A 16185-nucleotide genomic window follows, 5' to 3' on the forward strand; every position below is an offset into this window, starting at 1 on the left:
CTGCACATGACGGAGAAGACTTTGCTAAAACAATGATACAACTGAAAGAGAACGGGGGCATTCCCCGCAGTATGATGATTCTGATGGCCGTTATGGCTGGGCTTACAGTGGCAAACCTCTACTATAACCAGCCATTACTGGAGCGCATACGCTATGACCTCGGCGTAAATGAAGTGCCGGCCAACCTCATCATGGTTTTTACTCAGGTAGGTTATGCCACAGGACTCTGCTTCCTTATCCCGTCGGGCGACCTGTATTCTCGCCGCCGACTTATCATCGGGAGCATGTCGATGGCAACTCTCATGGCTCTCGTTATAGCCTTTTCAGGCAATATCTACCTGATTTGGGCGGCCTCCCTCCTCCTGGGAGCCTTCTCCGTGGTGCCGCAATTCTTCCTGCCTATTGCCACTCAATTCTCCAAACCGGAGAATAAGGCCCGCAACATGGGCTATGTATTGTCGGGATTGCTCATTGGCATTCTTGGTGCGCGGGTGGTAAGCGGCTTTGTGGGAGAATGGTTAGGGTGGCGGGCCATGTTCCTCATAGCTGCCGGTGTCATGGTATTATGCCTGTTCACTGCGTTACGGATGATGCCGGATGTACAGCGCAACTTCGAGGGTAGCTATGCTTCGCTGATGCGGACGGTATTACAGATTTTCTTGACCCATCCGGTCATACGCCTGAACTCGGTCCGCGCCGCCTTCGGTTTTGGCAGTCTGCTCACTGTCTGGGCGTGTTTGGCCTTTCATCTTTCCAGAAATTTCGGAGCCGGTTCTGATATGGTAGGCCTGCTCGGGCTATGTGGAGTGGCAGGAGCAATGGTGGCCAGCGGCTTGGGTAAATATGTGCCTCGCTTCGGTACGCGCCGTATCTCTATGGCAGGAGCCTTTATCATGATAGTTGGCTGGCTTGTCGCACTGCTCTTTGGGAACAGCTATGCGGGCTTGATAGCATGTATCATTCTGCTCGATGTGGGTTTGCAGTGCCAGCAACTGAGCAATCAGAGCGCCAGCATAGCAGAGATACCGTCGGCAAGCAATCGGGTGAACACCATCTTTATGACCATTTATTTTACGGGAGGGTCGCTCGGAACGTTCCTGGCCGGCTGGGGCTGGGGCATTGCCGGATGGCGGGGCGTGTGCATGGTGGGCCTGGTAATGGCCGGCATGAGCCTCTTCATCAGTCTGGCCACAAACAAGTAACGGCGCCGTTGCAATGCTCCGCCTTTGCTGCTGCCGGCGGAAAAACAGTTGTTTTTTAGCATGTAAGATGGGTGGAATTATCAGAATATTGCGTACTTTTGCAGCAGCATGCCCCAAGTATGGAGGTTGCACCCGGCCGTAAGATTATCAACATCATAACAATAAACATGGAAATTATGAAAAAAGTATTATTTGTAATTGGCTCACTACGCAAGCAGAGCTTCAACCGACAGGTCAGTGAATACGTAAAAGTGCTGCTCGGAGACAAGGCAGAGATAACTGAACTGGAGTATGCCGACCTGCCGTTGGTTAATCAGGACATCGAGTTCCCAACTCCGAATTCACTGTTACGTGTGCGCAAGGATGTGCTCGGAGCCGATCTCATTTGGGTATTTGCTCCCGAATACAACGCCAGCTACCCGGCAGCAATCAAGAACCTGTTCGACTGGCTGTCTCGTCCCATGACGGCAGAACCCAACAGTGCAACAGCCATTAAGGGCAAGAAGGTGGCCTTAACGGGCATTGGCGGCAGCAACCAGACCAACGGTTGCCGTGAGAAACTTACCGCTTTGCTCAACTTCATAGGTGCTGTGGTAATGGAGAACCAGGTAGGTCTTGCCGTAAATGCAGAGGCTTGGACGAGCAACAAGGTTGTTCTCACCGACGAGCAGAAAGCTATGCTGCGCAAACAGGCAGAGGATATGCTGGCATTCGTCGGCTAAAGCGAGATTAATTACATGCTTATGTCGGGCTGACAGTATCCAACTGTCAGCCCGTTTGCATTTCGCAAGCGGTTCTTTGGCAGTGCTCCGTGAACTTTCGACAGGTGTCGCACAATCTTTCGACAGGTGTCGCACGATCTTTCGACACCTGTCAAAAGTTCCTGAAGCATGCCTTTCAGGCCTCGATAGGAGATGTCGGCCGCCGTGGCTGTCGAGCAGCAAAGTTGCTGCCGGCGGCGGAAAAATAGTTGCTTTTTATGCCTCGGCGACTGATTTTTCAAAAGATTTTCCCTATCTTTGCAATCAATAAAGACAGTAAACATGAACATTTGTATTGTTGCAGGGGCACGCCCCAATTTCATCAAGGTAGCTCCCATCGTCAGGGCCATAGAGAAGGCGCAAGCCGAAGGTCGCGCCATTAGCTACGAACTGATTTATGCAGGGCGTGAGGACGACCCTACGCTGGAGCCATCGCTGTTTGATGACCTCATGATAAAGCGCCCCAGCACCTTCCTGGGGGTAGACTGCCGGAACCTGAACGAACTCACCGGGCAGGTAATGTCGAAGTTTGAAGTGTACCTGCAACAGCATCCTACCGATGTGGTTATTGTGGTAGACGACCTCGCATCCACCATGGCGGCAGCCATTGTGACCAAGAAGCAGGGCATTCTGCTGGCCCACCTGGTGGCCGGTACGCGCAGTTTCGACATCCAGATGCCCAAGGAAATCAACCGACTCGTTATCGACGGCCTCTCCGACCTGCTCTTTACGGCCGGCACGGGCAGCAACACCAACGCCTCGCGCGAGGGTGCCGAGCTGTCTAAAATCTACATGGTGGGCAACATTCTCATGGACACCCTGCGCTTTAACTACAACCGTCTGCAGCGCCCCGCCATACTTGACAAACTGCAGCTGGCCGGCAGCGATTACCTTGCCTTTACCCTCAACCGCCGTGCCCTGATAGCCAACAGGGAGAACCTGGGCCGCATGATAGACCGCATGTTGGACCAGGCAGCCGGCCTGCCCATCATAGCACCGCTGCGGCAGGAGGCCGCGCAAACGGTTCGCCAACTGCTCGCAGACCGCAAGCAGGCAGTAGGCGAGGGCTCGCAGCTGGTGCTCACGGAGCCGCTCTCGTATCTGGAGTTCGGCTATCTGATTGCTCATGCCAAGGGCGTTGTGACCGATTCGGGCAACGTAGCAGAGGAGGCAACCTTCGACAGCGTGCCCTGCATCACGCTGAACAGCTACACGGAGCACATCGAGACGGTAAAAACAGGCTCCAATGTGCTGGTGGGAGAGGACGCCGAGGTGCTGGGACAGGCCGTGGCCGACATGGTGGCGGGCCGCTGGAAGAAGTGTGCCGTGCCCGAAAGGTGGGACGGCCGCAGCGCCGAACGCATCGTGCAGATACTTTTGGAACTTCAAAACGAATCATCAAACAACTGATAAGGATGAAGAAGATTGCATTGATAACAGGAGCCACAAGCGGCATCGGGCAGGCTTGCGCGCGCCGTTTCGCCACTGGCGGCTATGACTTGATTATCACCGGGCGTAACAGGGAGAAGCTGGAAGCCCTGCAGCAGGAACTCCGGACGGCGGGAGCTGATGTCTGCCTGTTGTGCTTCGACGTGCGCGATCGCGAGGCTTCGCGCGCTGCCGTGGCCTCGCTTGGCGGCAAGTGGTGCCAGGTAGACGTGCTCATCAACAACGCCGGGCTGGCCCGAGGGCTGGAGCCGGAGTACGAGGGCAACTTTACGGACTGGGACGAGATGATAGATACCAACGTCAAAGGGCTGCTCACCATGACGCGCCTCATCGTTCCGGGCATGGTGCAGCGTAACCGCGGCCACGTTATCAATATAGGCTCGGTGGCCGGCGACGCTGCTTACGCGGGCGGAAACGTGTACTGCGCCACCAAAGCTGCAGTGAAGGCAATAACCGACGGGCTGCGTATTGACCTGGTGAACACCCGCGTGAGGGTGACGAACCTGAAGCCCGGACTGGTTGAAACCAACTTCAGCAACGTGCGCTTCCATGGCGACAACGACCGTGCGGCCGGTGTGTATGATGGCATCAGGCCGCTTACGGGCGACGATATAGCCGATGTTGCCTTCTATGCTGCTGCCGCCCCGGAGCACGTGCAGATAGCAGAAGTGCTCGTGCTGGCCACCCATCAGGCAAGCGGAACGGTTATCAGCCGCGATGCGAGCAGAACAGAGAGCCTCACTTAATGGCCAAACACGCTGACAATTATACATTCCTAACCTCCGGTCCGATACACAGGGTGATAGGTACCATGGCCGTACCGACCATCATCAGCATGCTGATAACAAACCTGTACAGCATTGTTGACACTTTCTTCGTGGGTCAGCTCGACACGCAGTCAACTGCTGCAGTGGGTGTGGTGTTCTCCGTCATGTTCATCATTCAGGCCTTCGGCTTTCTCTTCGGGCACGGTAGCGGCAACTACATAGCCCGCGAACTCGGTGCCAAACGCCATGACAACGCCGTGAAGATGGCCTCTACGGGCTTCTTCTTTTCCCTCGTCATGGGTGTTGTCATCATGGTGCTGGGCTTGCTTTTCCTGCGTCCGCTCTCCGTGCTGTTGGGCTCCACGCCAACCATTTTGCCCTATACGGAGAAGTATCTGGGCATCGTTCTCTTGGGTGCACCTGCCATGACAGCCTCTCTGACCATGAATAACCAGATGCGGTTGCAGGGCAACGCCTCCTTTGCCATGTACGGTATCGTGACCGGGGCGGTGCTTAACGTGGCGCTGGACCCGCTGTTCATCTTCGTTTTCGGGCTCGGAGTGAGCGGTGCGGCGGTAGCTACGGTCGTGGGACAGCTTGTGAGTTTCTTCGTTCTGCTGTACATGAGCGGGCGTGGAGAGAACATTCCCATTCGCTGGAAACACTTCTCTCCGTCGTGGAAAGCTGCCAAGGAGATTTTCTACGGAGGCTCTCCATCGCTCTCGCGGCAAGGCTTGGGCAGTCTGGCTACAATTGTTCTGAACGTCGCGGCGGGAGCTTATGGCGATGCGGCCATAGCAGCCATGTCGATTGTGAACCGTATCTGCGTGTTCGTGATGTCCATTATCGTGGGCCTGGGGCAGGGCTTTCAGCCTTTCTGCGGCTTCTGTTTCGGTGCCGGCTTGTACCGGCGCCTGCGGCAAGGCTATTGGTTCACGGTGAAGTTAGGTACCGTTTTCATTCTCATTTTCACCACAGTAGGCTTCCTGCTCACCGACGAACTCATCGTTGTTTTCCGCAACGACCCCGCCGTAGTGCAAGTAGGAGTGGTGGCGTTGAGGTGGCAATTGGCCACTCTCTCATTGGTGCCGGCCGTCATGGTGAGCAATATGCTGCTGCAAACGTGCCGTAAACCGTGGCGTGCCAACCTGCTGGCAGCAGCCCGAAGGGGCATTTACTTTATCCCGCTGATGTTCATCCTGCCCCGCTACTTCGGCCTCCTGGGTGTGGAAATGTGCCAGGCATGGAGCGATGTGCTGGCTTTCCTGACCACCATTCCCGTGGTGTGGAGCTTCTTCCGTGAGCTACGGCAACTGGAGAAAGCGGCATGAAGCGATGGAGCCTGATAGGGATGCTGATGCTGTTGTGCCTGCCTGCTGCAGCTGCCGACGGCGATTCGCTCCGCCACTGGGGCGTGAGTGCCGGAGTGAATCCCTCTGCCGTGGTGGGACTCGACCGTTATGTGCGCAAGTGGCTCAGGCATAGGAGCTCACTGTCAGTGGATGTCAAGTTCGCAAGAACGGCTTTACCCGAGGATTCTGACGCCTTTGCAGCCGATTACAACTATCCGCTCGTAGGCCTGGGCGTGAGGTACGGCATGAACGATGTGACCATGCACCGCGACCAAGACCCAGACTGGGGGCTGCTGCAGCCCGTTGATTACCATTCGCGTTTGGGCAACATCGTGAGCTTCTACGGCTCATTTCAGCGGCCGCTCCTCCGTTCCCGCAGGTGGGAAGCAGGCTACGGGCTGGGCTTCGGCACTGCGTGGGCACACCGGAAGTACAGCCGCGGCGACAATATCGACGACGAGTTCATCGGCTCCCGCTGGCTTATCTACTTCTCGGCAGCCGTCTATGCCAAGTATCATTTTGCCCGCGAGTGGGGTTTGAAGGCCGGAGTAGAGTTCTCGCACCACAGTAACGGGGCGCTGAACCGCCCGAACAAGGGCGCCAACTATCTGGGACCGGAGCTGGGAATAGTCTATGAACCTTATTATAATAAGATAGTGGGCAGACCGATGGCATCGCCTTTCGCCCCGTATTGGTACCTGCAAGTTACCGCGGGCATAGGAGCAAAGACGCTGAACGAGGACTGGCAGCTCACGCAGTTTGCCACCCGGCCTGGCAATCCAGGCTATCGGCGCAGCCGGTTCCATGTCTATCCAACGTACAGTGTACGTCTCGACGTGCTGCACCGCTATGCCCGCAGGTGGGCATCGGGCGTGGGCATCGATGTGTTTTATGGCCCTTACGCCAACCACATTGCCCGACTGGATGCCGGAAAGGGGCTGAAACACAGTCCGTGGTCAGTGGGATTGTCGGCCAAACACAAGGCTTACTACCACCAGCTGTCGCTCGACATGTCGCTGGGTTATTACCTTCTGCGCCGCATGGGCGACAATGCGCGGCAGGTGGAGAAGCCCTACTACGAGCACATTGGCGTGCATTACACCTTCCGGAGGATGAAAGGCATGAGCATAGGCATCAACATCAAGGCCCATCTCACCAAGGCCGACTTCACGGAAATAGTGGTGGGATGGCCTTTCAGATTATCATCAAAAACGAAATAGGATGGAAACGACATTGTATATCAAGAACATGGTGTGCGACCGTTGCAAGATGGCAGTCGACAAAACGCTGCGTGACGCCGGCCTGCAGCCCCTCTCCGTGGAGTTGGGTGTGGTGAAGCTGGAGCACGACATCACCGATACGAAGCGGACGGAGCTGAAGGGGGAGCTGGAGAAACTTGGCTTCGAGCTGCTCGACGACCGCCGTCAGCAGACCATCGACCTCATCAAGAGCGCCATCATCCGCCTGGTTCATTACCGTGGCAACAGGTCGGCAGTCAACCTGAGCGATTATCTTGCCGCCGAACTCAAGAGCGATTACAGCGCGCTGAGCAAGCTCTTCAGCGAGTTCATGGGCAAAACCATCGAGCGCTACTACATCGAGCAGCGCATCGAGAGGGTAAAGGAACTCATCTTCTACGACGAACTCTCGCTCACCGAGATTGCCCTGCAGCTGAACTACTCCAGCGTGGCGTACCTCTCGGCCCAGTTTAAGAGCGTTACCGGAATGACGCCCACGCAGTTCAAACAGCTGCGGCACAAGCCCCGGAAGGCGCTCGACAAAATCTGAAACCATAATCTTGTAACTCTTATCCATCATTCCGTAACACCCTTATATCATAAAAGGTGTAATTTTGCCATTGACAAATAGAAGAACAACTTTTAAACAGACAGAACGATGGAAAAGAAGATTTTTGAAGTATCGGGAATGATGTGCGAGCACTGCAAGGCCAATGTGGAGAACGCTCTCACGGCTCTTAACGGCGTGGTATCGGCCGAGGCCGACCTGGAAAAGCATCAGGTAACGGTTGCCTACGACGAAACAGCCGTACAGCCGGAGGCTTTCAAGCAGGCCGTTGACGACTGCGGCCGCTACGAACTCACGCTCTAAGGCCGTTCAGAACAGGTTTTCAGGATAATAAGCAGAAAGGAGTAACAGATGAAACAGACAATTCCCGTTGTCGGCATGGCCTGCTCGGCCTGCTCGGCCAACGTGGAGCGCAAGCTCAACTCGCTGCCGGGCATCCGCAGCGCAGCCGTCAGTCTGCCCGGCCGGAGTGCCCTGGTAGACTACGATACCGACCAAATAACGCTCGAAGACATGAAGCGCGAGGTGAACGCCATTGGCTACGACCTCGTCATAGAGGCCGACCGCTCGGCTGTGGAGATAGAGAAACGCGCCTACACCCTGCTCAAGCGCCGCACCATCCTGAGCTGGGTTTTCGCCCTGCTGGTCATGTCCGTCTCCATGGGATGGCTCCAGGTGGGCAGCCGCAGCGTGGCCAACCAGCTTTCGTTGCTGCTTTCGCTGGCCAACATCGTGCTTTGCGGCTGGAGCTTCTACCGCGTTACGTGGCGCCAGCTGCGCCATGGAGCGGCCAACATGGACACCCTCGTGTGCCTGTCTACGGCCATAGCGTTCCTCTTCAGCGCCTTTAACACCTTCTGGGGCGATGCCGTCTGGGGTGCCCGCGGCATAGCGTGGCACACCTACTTCGATGCTTCGGTCATGATTATCACCTTCGTTCTCACCGGCCGATTGCTGGAGGAAAAGGCCAAGGACGGCACGGCATCCTCCATCCGGGCGCTGATGGGCATGGCTCCCAAGACCGCCCACGTGGTCAGTAAGACAGAGAAACGCGACGCGGAAGGCAACATCACCGAGCCTGCCGTGATAGAGGAAGTGCCCATCAAGACCATAGCAGTGGGCGACGTGCTGGAAGTTCGCCCCGGCGAAAAGGTGCCCGTAGACGGCGAGGTTACGTGGGCAACCTCGTTCATGACGGCCGATGCGGCCTACGTAGACGAGAGCATGATTACCGGCGAGCCAACTCCGGCCGAGAAGAAGAAGGGCAGCAAGGTGCTGGCCGGCACCATTCCGAGCCAGGGCAGGTTCCGGATGAAGGCGCGCCAGATAGGCAGCAACACCGCGCTGGCACACATCATAGAGATGGTACAGCAAGCTCAGGGCTCCAAGGCGCCCGTCCAGCGCATCGTCGACAGGGCCGCCCTGGTCTTCGTACCCACCGTGGCAGCCCTTGCGGTGGTAACCTTCCTGGCCTGGTGGGCTATCGGGGGCAACGCCGCCCTGCCGCAAGCCATCTTGAGCGCCGTGGCCGTACTGGTCATTGCCTGCCCCTGCGCCATGGGCCTGGCCACGCCAACGGCACTGATGGTGGGTATAGGCAAGGCCGCCGAACGGCAGTTGCTCATCAAGGATGCTACCGCTCTGGAGAGCTTGCGCAAGGTAAACGTGCTGGTAACTGACAAGACCGGCACGCTGACCATTCCCAATCAGAGCATCGACTTTACCAAAGCCGACGACCTGCAACCCGAGGAACGCGAGACGCTGAAGCCCCACGTGGCCGACGCCATGCGCGACTTGCAGGCAATGGGCATCGAGGTCTACATGATGAGCGGCGACAAGGAGGAGGCTGCCCGCTACTGGGCAGAGAAGGCCGGCATCAGCCATTACCGGAGCAAAGTGCTGCCTACGGACAAGGAGAACCTTGTGCGCAGCCTGCAGCAAGCGGACAAGAAGGTGGCCATGATAGGCGACGGCATCAACGATACGCAGGCTCTGGCGCTGGCCGATGTAAGCATCGCCATTGGCAAGGGCACCGATGTGGCCATGGACGTGGCGCAGGTAACGCTCATGGGCGACGACCTCCGCGCCCTGCCCGCTGCCGTAAGGCTGAGCCGGCGCACGGTTCGAATGATATGGGAGAACCTCTTCTGGGCTTTCATCTACAACATCGTGTGCATCCCTCTGGCTGCCGGCGTGCTCTATCTCTTCGGCATCCACTTCCAGATAACGCCCATGTGGGCCAGCGCGCTGATGGCTTTCTCGAGTGTGAGCGTGGTGTTGAACAGCCTCCGACTCAAGTTTACGAAATAAGAAAAGGCCCGTGTCGATTGACGCGGGCCTTTTCTTTTATGGCTTGCCTACCGTTCAGAGCGGCGGCAGGGGATAGCTGCGCCGGTCGAAGTAGTACGGAGTCTGATTGTCGTACCACACGCCCTGCACGCTCACCCCGAGCGAGAAGTTCCTGTTGAAGTGGTAGGTTACGCCGCCGCCTGCCACCTTTGCGCCCGGCATGCCCATGCCGTAGCGAGTTCCGCCAATGCCCATAGGACTGCAGAAGCCCATGTACGCCGGCCCGTAACCCCAGTAGCGGGAGTAGAAACGGTCGTAATTGCTGGCCAGTGAGAGCTGTCCGTAGGCGTAGGCCTCCCAGTGTTGGTCAATGCGGTAGCCCAACAAGGCGTACAGTCCGGCGTCGCGATAGCTGTCGCCTCCCCAGTTCGTGTTGTTCAGATAGCCGCCCGCGGCGAGCCACAACTTGCCGTTACGGGTGAGGGGAGCCACGTAGGCGGCGTTGATGTTCTGTGAGAAACCGCCCCGATGGGGTACATGCTTGCCGAAGGTGGCAAAGGCCGAGAGCCCCACTTCTACGTTTAGTCCGCTGTGCAGGCCCCATGCGTAGCCGTAGGGGCTGTAATTCAGTGCCGTGGGTATGTAGCTCTGCGCCGTTGGACCGGGCGCTGCGGGCACGGAATCGGTGCCGGCACGCCATTCGGCAACTGGCATGGCGGGCTGCAAGGTGGTAGCGGCCGCGGGCACCGTGTCGGCAACCATCTGCCGCCAGAGGGCTTTCTGCGCCTCCAGGTCGGCACGTTGGGCCAGTGCCGGGACGCCTGCGAGCAGGGCTGATGTAATGATTACGATTCTTCTCATAGCTGCAAATTTAAGCCAAATAGGTGTTACTGCCAAACTTTGAAAGCATTTTTTAAGTTACGAAAGATTAAATGCGGAAGATGCGGTGAGGTTTCTGCGCGGCGCAAGAGTTCGCCGGCAGCCCTCCCGTTTGTCAAGAAAACATGCTGAAAAACAGTGCAACATTCTCGCTCGAAATAGCAAACAAAAAGGCCGTTTGCGGCCTCCGTTCACCCCATTCACGGCCTCCGGAGTTGCTGAATATGCCCTCCGGAACCTCAAAAGCTATCCTTTTACCCGCTCGGAGCTATCCTTTTACCCGCTCGGAGCTATCCTTTTACCCGCTTGGAGCTATGCTTTTAAGCGTAGTGAAGCCATCTCACTACGGCAGTGAAGCCATCTCACTACGATAATGAAGCCATTTCACTACGGCAGTGAGGCCATCTCACAGCAGCCTGGAAGTATGCTGAAAAGATAAAATACTGATGTTCAAGGAGTTACGAAAATGGCGATTTTAGCGCGTATTTGCGGCCAAACGGCCGCTTGCCGGCGAATACACGAAACCTGAGAGGTATTTTGTTAAAAAATTACAAGCCTTATTTCCTTCTCTCGCCCGTCCTCTCTGCGGTTGTGGGAGCGGGTAGGCAAGCAGTTCGAAAACGGCAGCAGCAGGGGCCGCCGGCACGGCTTAAATCCTAAATAAACTGAATTTATTTTGCCGATAACGCATTTTGTACTATTTTTGTTGCAACCAAAAGCAATTTGAAATGAAGAAGACAATGATGATACTGTTGGCCGGCATGATGCTTGCAGCGATGCCGGCCGGAGCGCAGGTTAATGAAGCTGACAAGCAGCCGTCGCTCAAGGAGAAGGTAACGGGCCTGTGGAACAAGGCCAAGAAGGACGTGAAAACGACGGGAAAGAAGCTGGGTGAAGCCATCGGGCTGAACGACTCGTCTTCTTATCCGCATGTTGACGACGTGAAGATAGACGGCCATTACTACATGCCTCTTTACACTGTAGAACTCTACAAGGAAGCCGACGGGCAGGAATTCAGGGACCAGTGCGAGGCGTTGTTTAAGGAGCGCTATCCTTCGGCCACTGTTCAGACCGTGCGGCTGCCGCAAACCGACTGGTTTGTGGAGACCGTGAAGCGCGATGGCAAGATAGTGGGCTACACCGAGACGCTGTACTGCTTCATCATCGCACGCGACGGTGGCGACGGCTACATCAATGCCAAGTTCGCCTTCCAGCAGTACAAGGACGTGGGCCACGAGTACAACCACGTGGTGGGCAAGTGGCCGGCATGGGTGCGCACCGACGTGCTGACCAACGCGGTTTACGAGAAACTCAAGGACCGCTGACCCTTTCACGGCCCGCGAAATCTGGCAGGCAACCTGTCTGTAACAACCTAAATATCAAGCTATGAACTTTCTGAAAGCACTCTTCGGGAGCAAAAAAGAGAACCCGGAAGAAAAACGTAAAGAGGATGAAGCCAAGAACTTCGACGTACTGAAGTATGGCGGCGTGGCCGCACTGAAGACCAATCAGGTGGAATATGCCATCCGTTGCTTCAACCATGCACTGCATATCAAGGACGACCTGGAGGTGAGAGACTATCTCTCTCAGGCCCTGATGAGCAACGGCGAGCTGCTGCCGGCCTACGAACAGCTGCAGAAACTGGCCGAAGCCCAGCCCGACAACGAGCAGATACTGCTGCGAATGGCCAACGTGGCCTACATGATGGAGGACTACGGAGCCATGGGCGACGCCTGCGAAAAGGCCATGCTCATCAACAAGGACGACCCGCAGGTGCTCTTCCTCTATGCCCGCGCCTGCATCGGACAGGGCGACCAGGTGAACGCCATCGCCATGCTCACCAAGGCGATAACGCAGAATGCCGACTTTGTCGACGCCTATCTGCTGCGCGGCGAGACACTGCTCAAGATGGGCGACGTGGCCGGTGCCGCCGAAGATGCCGACCTGCTGGTGAGCAAAGTGGAAGGTAACGAGGACGTGCTGCTGCTAAAGGCCCGCGTTGAGGAGGCCAAGGGCAACCACGACCAGGCCGTGGCTATATATAATAAGGTAATAGAGGTGAACCCCTTCTGCGCGAATGCGTTCCGTGAGAGGGGCGCCATCAGGAAGGCTCTTGGCGACCTCGAGGGGGCCGAGGAGGACATGAAGAGCGTGCTCGAGCTATCACCCGATGAGGCCAACGGCAGCCCCGCCGCTGCCGAAGCAGATGGCATACAGCACAAAACGGAGCAGAAATACAAGGAGATGAACCCCTACGGTTTCTGAAAAGAGCAGAGGCGAGGATGAGAAAAATACACGGAAAGACGACATTTTCTGACCAAATGTTTGTTTGTTCCAAATAAATGTTATACTTTTGCTGCATCAACAAGAAACAAGCATACCATCATGAGTAACGTGTACGCATCTTACTTTTACTTTTATTTTTACTTTGCAAGTAATTGTAAAGCGGGAAGTTGCGTGTCATTTAACTGATGGTTAACGAGTATGAGAACATACAAAACGGTCCCGCTTACAATGAGCAGGGCCGTTTTTCGTTAGATATGAGAAATCATGAGAAGAGTAGCCATACAGGGCGAGATGGGGTCTTTCCACGACATTGCAGCCCATGAGTATTTCCGGAGCGAGCAGATACAGCTGATATGTTGCTCCACCTTCGAGGAAGTATTTGAGAACATCAAGCGCGATAGCACCGTTATCGGCATGCTGGCCATAGAGAACACCATCGCAGGGTCGCTGCTCCACAACTACGACCTCATGCGCTCCTCGGGCACAACCATCGTAGGCGAGCACAAGCTGCACATCCAGCACTGCATCTGCTGCTTGCCGGACGACGACTGGGCGACCGTTACCGAGGTGCATTCACACCCCGTGGCGCTGATGCAGTGCAGGGGTTTCTTGGCCAATCATCCCGACATGAAGGCCGTTGAAGCAGAGGATACGGCCGGCGCGGCACAGTATATCAGCTCGCACGGGTGCCGCGGCTGGGCTGCCATCTGCCACCCCGATGCCGCCCGCATGTACGGCCTCAAGGTGCTGGAAGACCACATCGAGGACAACAAGCACAACTTTACGCGCTTCCTGGTGGTGAGTAATCCGCGCAAGGCCGACTTCCTCCGCCCGCTCGAAAAGTCGGACAAGGCCAGCTTGGTGTTCTCGTTGCCGCACGCGGAGGGCAGCCTTTCGAAGGTGCTCACCATCCTTTCGTTCTACGACATCAACCTCACGAAGATACAGTCGCTGCCCATCATCGGGCATGAGTGGGAGTACCTGTTCTACGTGGATGTAACTTTCAGCAGCCTGACCCGCTACCGGCAGTCGATTGATGCCATCATCCCGCTCACCAGCGAGCTCAAGATACTGGGCGAATATCAGGAATAGAAGGCCTCTGGTACTACGTGATTAATAACCTGAAACATACAGACAGACATGATACAACCTGCAAACAGACTCGATACAGTACAGGAATACTACTTCAGCCGCAAGCTGAAGGAAGTGGCAAAGATGAACGCCGCCGGGCAGAACGTTATCTCGCTGGCCATCGGGAGCCCCGACATGCCGCCCTCGGAGCAAACCGTCAGCAAGCTCTGCGAGGTGGCCCGCGACCCTTCGGCGCATGGTTACCAGCCCACGATGGGCACTCCCGAGCTGCGTCGGGCTATGGCTTCGTTCTACCGCAAGTGGTATGGAGTGGAGCTGAACGCCGACTCCGAGATACAGCCGCTTATCGGCAGCAAGGAGGGAATACTGCATGTAACGCTCGCCTTCGTAAATCCGGGCGAGCAGGTGCTGGTTCCCAACCCCGGATATCCTACCTACACGTCGCTCAGCAGGATACTGGGAGCCGAGGTGGTGAACTACAATCTGCGTGAAGACAACGGCTGGCAGCCCGACTTCCGGGAGCTGGAAGGCCTCGACTTGAGCCGTGTAAGGCTCATGTGGACCAACTATCCCAACATGCCTACGGGCGGTGATGCCCGGCGGGAGACGTACGAAAGGCTGGTGGAGTTTGCCAGAAGGCACAATATAGTTGTGGTAAACGACAATCCCTACAGCTTTATTCTGAACCCGAAGCCCATGTCCTTGCTCCAGATACCTGGCGCCAAGGACTGCTGCATCGAGTTCAACTCCATGTCGAAGAGCTTCAACATGCCCGGCTGGCGCGTGGGTTTGTGTGCCTCCAACGCCCGGTTTATCAGCTGGATACTGAAGATTAAGAGCAACATAGACAGCGGAATGTTCCGCGGCATACAGCTGGCGGCGGCCGAGGCTTACAACACCAACACCGCAGAGTGGCACCGGGAGTACAACATAGAGACCTATCAGCGCCGCCGCAACGTGGCCGAGCAGATTATGAGAGCGCTGGGTTGCACCTACGACCCGGCACAAGTGGGCATGTTCCTGTGGGGCAAGATACCCGCCGGATATGCCGATGCGGAGGAACTGACGGAACGAGTACTGCACGAAGCCAGGGTATTCATCACTCCCGGATTTATCTTCGGTTCCAACGGCAGGCGGCATATCCGCATCAGTCTTTGTGCCAAAGACGAGCTGATAGGTGAGGCCCTGGAGCGGATAAAGTCAGTTTTCAAGCAATCATAAATAAAGAACAAGATATGGAATTGGACCTTTTACCATTGAATTTACCGAGTGACAACGAACGCCCCATCGTCATTGCAGGCCCCTGTTCGGCCGAAACGGAGGAGCAAGTGATGACCACCGCCCGCCAGCTGAAGCAGAAGGGATGCCACATGTTCCGTGCCGGAGTGTGGAAACCACGCACCAAACCGGGCGGTTTCGAGGGCAACGGAGAGGCTGCCTTGCCCTGGATGAAGGCCGTGAAGGACGAAACCGGCATGCTCGTAGCTACCGAGGTGGCCAAGCCGGAGCATGTGGAGCTCTGCCTGAAGTACGGTATCGACATCCTCTGGATAGGCGCCCGCACCACTGCCAACCCCTTTGCGATGCAGGATTTGGCCGACTCGCTCCAGGGCGTTGACGTACCCGTGTTCGTCAAAAACCCCGTCAATCCCGACCTTGAGCTGTGGATAGGCGCCATGGAGCGCATCAACCAGGCCGGCGTTAAGCGCATGGCGGCCATTCACCGCGGCTTCTCAAGCTACGACAAGAAGATATATCGCAACCTGCCCATGTGGCAGATAGCGATGGAACTGCACCGTCGCGTGCCCAACCTGCCCATCATCTGCGACCCCAGTCACATCGGCGGGCGCCGCGAGCTGATAGCTCCGCTCTGCCAGCAGGCCATGGACTTGGGCTTCGACGGCCTCTTGGTAGAGAGCCACTGCTGCCCCGACGAGGCCTGGAGCGACGCCAAGCAGCAGGTTACGCCCGATGTGCTGGACTACATCCTGAGCCTGCTTGTGGTGCGCGACGAGCACTCCACGACCGAAGGAATTACCCTCTTGCGCAAGCAAATAGACGAACTGGACAACGAACTCATGGAGTTGCTGGTCAAGCGCATGCGTGTTTGCCGCGAGATAGGGCAGTACAAGAAGGAGCACAACATGACGGTGTTCCAGGCGAACCGCTACAACGAGATACTGGAAAAGCGCGGTGCGCAGGGCTCGCTGCTGGGTATGGACGCCGAATTCATAGCCCGCGTGTTCGAGGGAGTGCACGAGGAGAGCGTCCGTCAGCAAATGAAAATCATCAACCAGTAACC

General features: G+C 56.5%; 15 protein-coding genes. 14 read left to right on the forward strand and 1 reads right to left on the reverse strand.

The window, feature by feature from the left end:
- Positions 1-32 precede the first annotated feature (32 nt).
- From BMW31_RS06560 to BMW31_RS06600, 9 genes are all read left to right on the forward strand, one after another.
- On the forward strand, positions 33-1202 hold the full coding sequence (locus BMW31_RS06560; protein ID WP_091822908.1) for an MFS transporter: 1170 nt from the start codon (positions 33-35) through the stop codon (positions 1200-1202).
- Between the two features lie 176 nt (positions 1203-1378).
- Positions 1379-1924 carry an NADPH-dependent FMN reductase gene (locus tag BMW31_RS06565; protein WP_177166285.1) on the forward strand — a complete coding sequence of 182 codons (546 nt, stop codon included), beginning with the start codon at positions 1379-1381 and terminating at the stop codon, positions 1922-1924.
- Between the two features lie 321 nt (positions 1925-2245).
- Entirely contained in the window at positions 2246-3373 is a 1128-nt protein-coding gene (locus BMW31_RS06570) for a UDP-N-acetyl glucosamine 2-epimerase (RefSeq protein ID WP_091822911.1), read from the forward strand.
- A 5-nt stretch (positions 3374-3378) separates the two neighbouring features.
- Positions 3379-4158 (forward strand): SDR family NAD(P)-dependent oxidoreductase, encoded by a 780-nt coding sequence (locus BMW31_RS06575; protein WP_091822913.1) that lies wholly within the window; start codon positions 3379-3381, stop codon positions 4156-4158.
- On the forward strand, positions 4158-5510 hold the full coding sequence (locus BMW31_RS06580) for an MATE family efflux transporter (protein ID WP_091822915.1): 1353 nt from the start codon (positions 4158-4160) through the stop codon (positions 5508-5510). The genes BMW31_RS06575 and BMW31_RS06580 overlap by 1 nt, the downstream gene beginning before the upstream one ends.
- Positions 5507-6751: an acyloxyacyl hydrolase gene (locus tag BMW31_RS06585; RefSeq protein WP_091822918.1), complete on the forward strand. Its 1245-nt coding sequence runs from the start codon at positions 5507-5509 to the stop codon at positions 6749-6751. Before BMW31_RS06580 ends, BMW31_RS06585 begins: the two co-directional genes overlap by 4 nt.
- 1 nt (position 6752) lies before the next feature.
- Complete coding sequence (locus tag BMW31_RS06590) at positions 6753-7319, forward strand: AraC family transcriptional regulator (RefSeq protein ID WP_091822921.1); 567 nt, start codon at positions 6753-6755, stop codon at positions 7317-7319.
- Between the two features lie 108 nt (positions 7320-7427).
- Positions 7428-7640: a heavy-metal-associated domain-containing protein gene (locus BMW31_RS06595; RefSeq protein WP_091822924.1), complete on the forward strand. Its 213-nt coding sequence runs from the start codon at positions 7428-7430 to the stop codon at positions 7638-7640.
- A gap of 48 nt (positions 7641-7688) precedes the next feature.
- Complete coding sequence (locus BMW31_RS06600) at positions 7689-9647, forward strand: heavy metal translocating P-type ATPase (protein WP_091822926.1); 1959 nt, start codon at positions 7689-7691, stop codon at positions 9645-9647.
- Positions 9648-9701: 54 nt separating this feature from the next.
- Here BMW31_RS06600 and BMW31_RS06605 read toward each other — a convergent pair whose 3' ends face one another.
- The gene (locus BMW31_RS06605; RefSeq protein ID WP_091822930.1) at positions 9702-10487 is read right to left on the reverse strand and encodes a hypothetical protein; all 786 of its coding nucleotides are present in this window, start codon (positions 10485-10487) and stop codon (positions 9702-9704) included.
- A 746-nt stretch (positions 10488-11233) separates the two neighbouring features.
- Between BMW31_RS06605 and BMW31_RS06610 the strand changes: the two genes are divergently transcribed.
- The 5 genes from BMW31_RS06610 (at position 11234) to BMW31_RS06630 (ending at position 16183) form a co-directional block, all read left to right on the forward strand.
- On the forward strand, positions 11234-11830 hold the full coding sequence (locus tag BMW31_RS06610) for a hypothetical protein (protein ID WP_091822933.1): 597 nt from the start codon (positions 11234-11236) through the stop codon (positions 11828-11830).
- Positions 11831-11891: 61 nt separating this feature from the next.
- Positions 11892-12770, forward strand: coding sequence for a tetratricopeptide repeat protein (locus BMW31_RS06615; protein WP_091822935.1), 879 nt, complete (start codon positions 11892-11894; stop codon positions 12768-12770).
- Positions 12771-13055: 285 nt separating this feature from the next.
- Entirely contained in the window at positions 13056-13883 is an 828-nt protein-coding gene (locus BMW31_RS06620) for a prephenate dehydratase (RefSeq protein WP_091822939.1), read from the forward strand.
- A gap of 48 nt (positions 13884-13931) precedes the next feature.
- On the forward strand, positions 13932-15104 hold the full coding sequence (locus tag BMW31_RS06625) for a pyridoxal phosphate-dependent aminotransferase (protein WP_091822942.1): 1173 nt from the start codon (positions 13932-13934) through the stop codon (positions 15102-15104).
- Between the two features lie 14 nt (positions 15105-15118).
- On the forward strand, positions 15119-16183 hold the full coding sequence (locus BMW31_RS06630) for a bifunctional 3-deoxy-7-phosphoheptulonate synthase/chorismate mutase type II (RefSeq protein ID WP_091822945.1): 1065 nt from the start codon (positions 15119-15121) through the stop codon (positions 16181-16183).
- Positions 16184-16185: the final 2 nt, after the last annotated feature.

The organism is Prevotella sp. kh1p2 (assembly GCF_900111525.1).
Classification (GTDB): Bacteria; Bacteroidota; Bacteroidia; order Bacteroidales; family Bacteroidaceae; genus Prevotella.